This is a genomic window from Anabaena sp. CS-542/02 (genome assembly GCF_028331085.1).
Lineage (GTDB): Bacteria > Cyanobacteriota > Cyanobacteriia > Cyanobacteriales > Nostocaceae > Anabaenopsis > Anabaenopsis arnoldii.
In genome coordinates, this window is sequence record NZ_JAQMTM010000074.1 from 1 (window position 1) to 9,438 (window position 9,438).

The following is a 9,438-nucleotide window of genomic DNA, read 5'->3' on the forward strand; positions in this document are numbered from 1 at the left end:
ACGACAGAAAGACAGCCAGTGATGGAAGTCTTGTAGGTATTCATGACAAGAACCATATTGCTGAGGAGCCGTATGAGGTGAAAATCTCACGTACGGTTTTGAAGACGAGTCGGTCAGGTGACTGACCGGCTTAGTTTAATACAAATTTTCTAAATAATAAAATTGGAATTAGCCGCCGGTGATATAATGGATTATGCAAGTAAGGATCACCAGAGACGTGTTAAAAAATCCTAGTACCGAGCAATGCCGGGAACGGACACACAGTGAACGTTAATGCCTTGATATAGGCTTGAACAAATGCTTGTGCAGGTAAATCTGGAGAGGGTTTTAGGGCAGAGATAACTGCAAACTAGACAAACCCTGATGTGGCAAAAATCTGCCGCTAAAACTGCCTTTATAGCGGTGAGAGTGTCAAAAGTCATTGTATCTTAGCCCTTGGGTGGTGAAAAGCTATCTCCCTCACAGGGGTAGTATTTCACGAAAAAAAAGATTAAATTGACTCAATATTAACATTATGCCCAAAATTTCTCCTATACCTTAGAAGGTGAACAGGTGTGTTTTTTGCTATCCCTGTATGTCTTTGGTGAGTGATCCTAGTAAGGCATTAGCTGATGATGCCGCTTTCCCAAGGCGTCAGTTTTAGTAACCGAAAATCCGATAAACTAAAACTGGCAAAAGGAAAGAATTTTTGAGAAACGGTTAAGTAAAAATCGGAGTGTGAGAAAGAATGTACAATCAAGGTGCTGTTGAGGGTGCTGCCAATAAAGAATTAGGTAGCCGCGTCTTCGTTTACGAAGTGGTGGGTCTGCGCCAAAACGAAGAAACTGATCAAACAAACTACCCAATTCGCAAAAGTGGCAGTGTGTTCATCAGAGTACCTTACAACCGCATGAATCAAGAAATGCGACGGATCACTCGCCTAGGCGGCAAAATTGTTAGTATCCAATGTGTAAGTGCTCTAGAACAACTGAATGGTAAAGGCTCTCATAAAAGTGCTGAAAACAACCAAGAGTCTGTAGTTACCTCTGAAACATCTGCTAACAGTGAGGGAAATGGTAAAGCCACACCTGTGAATGCAAATAGTGAAGTCAAGGGCTTTGCTAAACCACCAGCTGAAGAACAGCATAAGAAGAAGGACAAGAAAGGTAACACCATGACTCAAGCAAAAGCCAAAAAAGGTGCTGACGTTCCTGTGAACACTTATCGTCCTAATGCCCCATTTGTTGGTAAGTGTATATCTAATGAGCCGCTGGTTAAAGACGGCGGTATTGGTATTGTTCAGCACCTGAAGTTTGACCTGACTGGCAGTGATTTAAAATACGTAGAAGGGCAAAGCATTGGCATTATTCCCCCGGGTGTAGATAAGAACGGCAAGCCTGAAAAACTTAGACTGTATTCCATTGCTTCCACCCGTCATGGTGATGATGTGGATGATCAAACAGTGTCGCTATGTGTCCGTCAGTTAGAGTACAAGCACCCGGAAACCGGGGAAACAGTCTATGGTGTTTGCTCTACTCACCTGTGTTTCTTGGAACCGGGCGCAGAAGTGAAAATCACTGGACCGGTGGGTAAGGAAATGTTGTTACCTGATGATCCTGACGCTAAAGTAATTATGATGGCAACGGGAACAGGTATTGCTCCTATGCGGGCTTACCTATGGCGGATGTTTAAGGATGCAGAAAAAGCCGCTAACCCAGAATACCAGTTCCAAGGATTCTCTTGGCTGATATTTGGTGTGCCCACCAGTCCGAACATCTTATATAAAGAAGAACTCGAGGAAATGCAGGAGAAATATCCTGATAACTTCCGCCTGACTTATGCCATTAGCCGGGAACAGAAAAATGCCGAAGGCGGTAGGATGTATATCCAAGACCGTGTGGCAGAACACGCAGATGAACTGTGGCAATTGATTAAAGAAGAAAAAACTCACACTTACATCTGCGGTTTACGTGGTATGGAAGGTGGTATTGATGAAGCCCTGACAGCTGCGGCGGCTAAGGAAGGAGTAGTTTGGAAGGATTACCAAAAGGAACTCAAAAAGGCTCATCGTTGGCACGTGGAAACTTACTAAGTTAAGTCCATAGTCATGACTCATTAGACTGAGGCGACTAACAAAGGATAAAAGGACAGTCAGTAGGGTGGGTTATTCACCCACCCTAAAATTGTTTTATCGAAAAAATGGGTTTAAAACCCCGTCGTTCTACGACGGCTTTTCTTGATTCTGGATATATTTCTTAAGGACTTCAAGTGGGGCACCACCAACAGAAGACACAAAGTAACTAGGACTCCATAGAGCTTGCTTCCCATAGGGTTTAGGGAATCCAGCTTGACCGTATCTACGGCTAGACACACCTTTTAAAGCATTAACAATTTGAGATACTGACAGTTTAGGTGGGAACTCAATTACTGCGTGTATGTGGTCTGATTCTCCGTTAAACTCAAGTATTTGAAAATCCATCTTTCTTGCTACTTCTACAAATGATTTGTAAATTAGTTCAAGACTTTCATTGGTAAAAATTTTGCTTCTATACTTGGTGAGACAGATCCCGTAAAGGTAAGAGAAAAGGTAAAGCTGAGAACAGATTTCTCGGTGCTTGATTCACACGAAGCAATCAGAAAGTAGGGTGCAAAATTTGTGGCAGTGAAACTAGGAATATTAGGATTGGGCACTGTCGGCACAGGTACAGTGCAATTACTGCAAGATGTGGTGGGACGTAACCCCTTATTGCAGGAAATAGAAATATATCGCGTGGGAGTGCGATCGCTCGACAAAATCCGGGAGGTAGAATTACCATCCCATGTGTTAACTACAGATTTAGAAGCCATTGTTAATGATCCGGCTGTGGATATAGTGGTTGAGTTAATCGGTGGACTAGAACCAGCGCGATCGCTGATGCTCACAGCTTTAAAGAATGGCAAACACGTTGTCACTGCGAATAAAGCCGCCATTGCGCGTTTTGGGGCAGAAATTTTTACAACTGCCAACCAATGGGGGGTATATGTGATGTTAGAAGCTGCTGTAGGGGGCGGCATCCCAGTGATTCAACCTCTAAAGCAGTCCTTAAGTGTTAACCGTATTAATACTGTTGCTGGCATAATTAATGGTACAACTAACTACATCCTTACCAGGATGCAAACCGAAGGTAGCAACTTCAGCGATGTCTTAGCCGATGCCCAAAGATTAGGTTACGCAGAAGCTGACCCCACCGCTGATGTGGACGGTTTAGACGCAGCAGATAAAATTGCCATTCTGGCATCATTAGGCTTTGGTGGACGCATCAACCTCGAAGATGTCTATTGTGAAGGCATTAGGCAAGTCACCAAGACAGATATTACCTATGCCGAAAAATTGGGATTTGTGATTAAATTATTAGCGATCGCTAAACAATACACAGACTCATCTCCTCTGTCTGTCAGAGTTCATCCCACCTTAGTACCCAAAACACATCCATTAGCCAGTATTAACGGTGTTTATAATGCGATTCTTGTAGAAGGAGAACCAATTGGGCAGGTAATGTTTTTTGGTCCTGGTGCTGGTGCGGGTGCCACGGCTAGTGCTGTGACCTCAGATATCTTGAATTTAGTTGCTGTCCTCAAAACCAGTACAACCAAGCCAAATCCACTGTTAAGCTGTGGACACCAAGATTACTGTCAAATTGCCCCCATAACAGAACTAGTGACGCGATTTTATGCGCGTTTCCTGACCAAAGACCAACCTGGAGTGATTGGAAAATTGGGTACTTGCTTTGGCAATTATAGCGTTAGCTTAGAGTCAGTAGTGCAAACGGGCTTTCAGGGAGGACTAGCAGAAATTGTCGTTGTCACCCACGATGTCCGAGAAGGCGATTTTCGGCAAGCCTTGGCAGAAATTGAGAATTTAGAGGCCATTGATAGTATTCCCAGCTTACTGCGAGTGCTGTAACAGGAGACTGGACATTTAATCGAGATATTGCCGATCTCACTAGCAAGACCTAGATACCTAGATAATGTTAAGCAAGCTCAGACCCTAGGGAAACCCTAGCAGTAATGTCGAGGGGATATCTTGCCAACTAGTTACCATCCCCCAGATCCTTGACAATGGACTGGGGGAATTGCTACCAGGATTAATTACCCTTCTGGGCTATTTTTGCCGACAACTTGCGATTTTAGAGTGGTGATTTCACTAGTTAGCTCTTTCCGGGTCGAGGCTTTGAGCAAATAGCGATAAACGAACCAAGCCGAGTAGCCAATACCAATCAATTCAAAAGTCGGTGCTACTAAAGGAATATCATTCAAAGAGTCTAATATTGCCAAAAGTACCTTAACCGAAACAATTGCTGCGACAATTAAACCAACACTAACCAAGGGCTGCTTATATTGATTAAAGAAGCTTCCCAAGTACTCGGGCAGTGTTGCTAAAAAACCAGAGATTTGTTCACCGTATTTTTGCCATTGCTCTTGAGATTGCATAGGAGGCTGGAGTTTAGTAATGCTTCCTGTTTGGTTATTAATATCTGGCACTGCTGCCTCTTGAGATTTGGTTTCTGGGTATTCCGGTTCTTGCATTTTCACTCCTATAGATTGAACAGTTGAGTTTATCTAATCCGGACAATGACAACCAAAAGGCTGTTGATTAGGCAATGCACGAGGGCATCAGTACAATTGGTTTGGATCAACAAAAGCTTTGAGTGTCCCATAACCATAATTGCCTCATCAGCTCTACTGCATCAACTACAAGGTAGACAGTCAGCATGGGGATAGAAGTCAGAAAGCGGCAATAGCTCTTAAAATCGGCTTTCTGGGTTCTAGATTTTGTAAATCAGTTAGAATCGTCAGGTTATGATTATCCCATACCATGGCAGGTGAGCTATTTCAACGTGAAGGCACGAAGCTGCCTATCTTGAGAGCCGGGTTCTGACAATAAAATCATGCCAAAATCAGACTACCTCACATTTATACAAGTTTAAAGGCTGATTTTAACTGATATTCAAGCTATCTTAAGCTGCCTTCATGAATTAACTCATTGAAAATTCATCTTAATATGTAATAAAAATTTTTATGTCTTTAAATACACTTGACATAAAATATATTTTATGGTAATCAAGTTGACGTTATTACTACTCAGAATCTCAGAATCATATCAAATAATAGATGATACCACAGATATTAATATCTGACTAGAATTGACTATATTTTTGTTATTCAAACTGAATACTGTTGATACTCCGGAGTATCAATTAAGCGCAATTAGTAAAGGCGCTTTCAGTGCGCCTAAGAAAGTTCTTTTATGGACTCTTGAGAAAGCCTCCTATCTTTAGACAGGGGAACCTCAAAGAGGTGCTAGTCCCAGTCGGGGAACATATCTGCCGCATCTCCACCAATACCGATTCCAGTATGATAAATTTCTGCACCAGTGATTACCATGTCATCCATGGATGCACCATAGACATTAGAGTCATAAATCTGAGCGCGAGTCAGGTTTGCTCCGTTGAGATTAGCTTCCTTGAAATTAACGTTGGTTAGCAAAGCTGAACTTAAATTTGCACCCTTCAAATTAGCATTAGTTAAATCTGCGCCTTCAAGATTGACTCCTTCAAGGTTAGCGCCGGAGAGATTTGCTCCTCGTAAATCAGCACCAATTAAATGAGCACCTCTGAGGTTAACTCCTGATAAATCGCACTCAACACATTCTCTTGTTAAATTTAGCCTTTGTAAATCCTGGTAATTACCAGCGTTAACTCTGCTAATTATAATTAGGGGAGTTGCTAAGGCCAGAACCGCGAATAGCTGGGTTTTCATATGTTTTCCCCCTCGTCCTTCAACTAAATCCGTTCTTTTCCTCACGTTCTTATTATCTCACTAAATTCTCGAAAATTTTGATTTTCATACACAAGTTGATAGTGAGCTTCTAGAAATGCTTTGGTGATGTGAGACCTAGTGTTAACTAGGTTTTTGGGCGATTACTTACCCATCAAATCTACTGATTTGCATGATTCAGCTAATGTTAAATATTGTGAATAAGCGGTATTATTTTGTATAGTTTCACAGGGAATATTAATCTGTCGTTGACTACTAGGAAAATGACAGTGTATACAAGGAAAAAGCAGTGGTTTAAAGCACAACAAAATCCCTCATATACTAATTTACGAGGATAGAAAGCAAAAAAGGGAGTTTAGCTCCCTCAACAAATCACATAATTATTTATTTCAACCAGGGTTAGGAATTACAAACGTTCCTTTGGTAAAAAGGCAACAGGATCGATTGCTCCCCTACCGGATGGGTGGATTTCAAAATGAGTGTGTGGACCGGTGCTGAAACCAGTGCTACCCATTTCAGCAATTTGTTGTCCTTTAGTCACTTGTTGACCTACGCGTACCAAAGTCCGGTTATTGTGAGCATAGCGAGTCAAACTACCATCGGAGTGGCGAATATCAACAAGGATGCCGAAACCACCGCGGTTCCAGCCAGATGTTTCCACCACACCGTCGGCGGCCGCGTAAATTGGGGTACCAGTGGCGTTAGCAATATCAATACCCCTGTGCATTCTTCCCCAGCGTCTACCATACCCGGAGGTAAGCACACCTCGTGCCGGCCACATGTAGGTTGTTGAAGTTGTCGAAAGGGGAGGGGTAGTGGCGTCAATAGGTTGGGGTAGGTATTGGTCTACTGCGGCCAAAGGTGGTAACTGTGGCTGTAATTGTGGAGTCACTATGGTTCCCCGACGGTTTCCTAGACTGTCAGAGATATCGGTACCACTGGGAAATGTTGTTGATTTTTGGTCAGATGAAGTGAACTTACCAGAAAACTCGGGATTAATTGCCTCGTTACTACGAGTGCGGTTTTGGGAATTAGCCGATTGACTACCATAGGATGGAACAGAAATGGGAATTGAACTATTCTGTCCTCCTGTAGTGGGGCTAGAAGGGGTGGTATGATTCCGTATAACAACAGGAATAGGTATAGCTTTTTCTGGTTCTGTAGCGACTAGGGTATTGGCGTTCCCTGTCTTTTGATTGCGGTATTGCTGGCGTAATCTCTCGATGTCGGCTTCTAGGCTATTGGTTTGACCCTGAGAAACAGGTATGGGAGCTTTTTCCGGTTCTGTAGCCACTAGGGTATCGGCATTCCCAGACTTTTGATTGCGGTATCTTTCCCTTAATCTCTCGATGTCCGCATGTAAGCCACGGAGACCTTGATGATCTGTTGTGCTGGCCCCTTCCTCCGCGGACTTTCGAGCCTGCTGCGTTTGGTGCAAGATGGTTGGTATAGGTATATCGCCACCTAATCCCTCGGCATTAATACTAGTAGATTCCGTATCTGTATATACTTTTTGCTGCTGATTCGTAATTACCGGTATGGGTATACTCACACTGTCGTTATTGGTATATACTGGTAACTGTGATGAAGCAACAGGTAGACTAGGGTAGATACTAGGAGTGGTGACAGGGGAGTTGGCTGGCTGGCGCGCAGTACTAGAATAGGTGCTATTGGAGTTAAGTACAGTTGGCACATGAATGGCTCTAAAGCTCTTAATCTCAGACGCAGGAACAGTCAGCCTTTGGCTAATTTTGAGCTGGTCTGGATTGCTCAGATTATTTGCATGGACTAGTTCTGAAATGGAAATATTGTACCTACTGGCGATCGCAGCTAATGTATCTCCAGGTTTAACTTCGTAATTTCTATGGCCCGACAAGGCTGGAATTTGCCGGGGCTTTGTTAACGCTTGCGAGTTCGACTTATTTGTTTCTGGTCTTTGTGTAAACTCGGATAATAAATCTTTGTTATTGTCATTATTGATAGTGGGTAACTCTTCTAAGTTTGCTATCCCCTTCGGCTGTGTGGAACCTCTGTCAGTTTTTGATAAGTTTTTTGTCTCCTCAGACCGCAACTCCGCCAGACTCTTTCTTAAACGGTTCGATTTTTCTTGTAAGCGATTTAGGGCAAATTCTTGCTGCGCCTTGAGTTGAGTATTATTTTCATCACTGGTATCTGTGTTTTCCAGTACCTGTAGTTGTGGTTCGCCTGTGAGGTTCGCTGTCTCAGTTGATAATCCCTGTGCTGCTGCTGGGGATTGTGACTTCCAGGATGTAGAAACAGGAACCAGATCAGACATTTCGCTCTCGGTAACTTGCAATCTAGCTTCCAGTCCGGGTAACTGTGAAATCGCTGTTGGTTCGAGGATGATAGAATTTTTTGGGATCCTTGCTGAGAAGACTGTTTGGGTCTCCGGCTTTATGGAAGCAAATTTGACTGTGGTGTCAGACGCAGCAGGAATTGTTGAAGTTACTTTTTGGCTACCCACGGAAGCTGCTGCGTGGGCTTCATCGCTTTGTCGAGTCACCAAAAGGCTGGTTGCTCCCATTGAGATGGCCAAACCAATCATGGCCGCTTGTTTACCTACCCGGCGGTTAACCTTGGGATGAACTAAAGTATTTAGGTTTTCTATGTTTTCCACTGGGGTATCATCACTGCTGGGGGTATTTTTCAGCACAGCCTCTTCTCTTTTTTTTAATGCTCGTTTCAAAGACGACCTCCTATGATCACTAGTGCTTAACTGATCTCGATTTTTCAGTCGGATACTAGTCAATGATTTAGATCACATCGAAATGATAGATCAAGATCAACCTCACCAGAGATACTTACGCAAGATTAACTTGCTTCTCTGATTTAGACAAGTTCACACATGAAACCCAAAACTTTAAAGTTGCTGTGCTCACTTGTGCAGTTCATTTCTACACACCATAGAACTTTTGCTTTTGACCGTTGTCTTTACTGCTTGTGCAACCCTTGCTAGGAGTTAGTGAAGAATATTTATTATATATTCACCCTGCCGATTGTGGACGTGAGCAATATAGAGGCTCGGACTTTTGGAAAAGCTAGTCCCTATGTTGTACATATATTCAAGGTTTTTCTACTCGATCCGCCTTATCAATAAGAGACTTTACGTTAATTTGTCCCTAAAAATCAACCGTACACACTTCTAACTACTTTTCTAATCCTCGAAATTACTTATCCCACATAAATGTCTCAAATCAATAAACATAAAGGGTTTGAGCTTCTTTGTGCCCCTCTTCATGCCGCCTCTGTCTTGATCAAAATCTATGATATAAGTTCCGTATACTCGCGAATTCAATATACAAATTTCTTATATAACTATGTTAATTTTGGTGAGTATTTATTACCAAGACCATCCCTAAGAGATTTTTGTATAACATTTAACTATATTTTTTGTCTTCTCAGAGTGTGTTTGGCGGGGATAAATTACACTCTGAGAGGATGTTTGTCAAGTCATGATTAGTGTATCAACTATTGCTTGATACCACCCTCTCCTTGCAAGGGTAGGTTTTTAATATGATCTGTGAAGGCAAGACTAGGAAGACAAGGAAGGAAAGTGGACAAGGAAGATTTTATACGGACAATGGTCTTTTAAGGGGCTATTTTTCTTACTAAAAATACAGA

The 9,438-nt window shown here is 42.5% G+C and carries 6 protein-coding genes; 2 read left to right on the forward strand and 4 right to left on the reverse strand.

The features are described from left to right. The first annotated feature begins 727 nt into the window (after positions 1-727). The gene (gene petH, locus PN447_RS08155) at positions 728-2,071 is read left to right on the forward strand and encodes a ferredoxin--NADP reductase (protein WP_271762239.1); all 1,344 of its coding nucleotides are present in this window, start codon (positions 728-730) and stop codon (positions 2,069-2,071) included. Between the two features lie 129 nt (positions 2,072-2,200). Here the strand turns inward: petH and tnpA are convergent, their stop codons facing one another. Then, the gene (gene tnpA / locus PN447_RS08160) at positions 2,201-2,599 is read right to left on the reverse strand and encodes an IS200/IS605 family transposase (RefSeq protein WP_271762245.1); all 399 of its coding nucleotides are present in this window, start codon (positions 2,597-2,599) and stop codon (positions 2,201-2,203) included. Positions 2,600-2,635: 36 nt separating this feature from the next. Between tnpA and PN447_RS08165 the strand changes: the two genes are divergently transcribed. After that, on the forward strand, positions 2,636-3,922 hold the full coding sequence (locus PN447_RS08165; protein WP_271762241.1) for a homoserine dehydrogenase: 1,287 nt from the start codon (positions 2,636-2,638) through the stop codon (positions 3,920-3,922). Between the two features lie 185 nt (positions 3,923-4,107). Here PN447_RS08165 and PN447_RS08170 read toward each other — a convergent pair whose 3' ends face one another. The 3 genes from PN447_RS08170 to PN447_RS08180 all read right to left on the reverse strand — a co-directional run bounded on the left by PN447_RS08170 (position 4,108) and on the right by PN447_RS08180 (position 8,503). Continuing rightward, entirely contained in the window at positions 4,108-4,545 is a 438-nt protein-coding gene (locus tag PN447_RS08170) for a CAAD domain-containing protein (RefSeq protein WP_271732709.1), read from the reverse strand. A gap of 774 nt (positions 4,546-5,319) precedes the next feature. Then, on the reverse strand, positions 5,320-5,778 hold the full coding sequence (locus PN447_RS08175) for a pentapeptide repeat-containing protein (protein WP_271762246.1): 459 nt from the start codon (positions 5,776-5,778) through the stop codon (positions 5,320-5,322). A gap of 424 nt (positions 5,779-6,202) precedes the next feature. Further along, on the reverse strand, positions 6,203-8,503 hold the full coding sequence (locus tag PN447_RS08180) for a peptidoglycan DD-metalloendopeptidase family protein (protein ID WP_271762243.1): 2,301 nt from the start codon (positions 8,501-8,503) through the stop codon (positions 6,203-6,205). Positions 8,504-9,438: the final 935 nt, after the last annotated feature.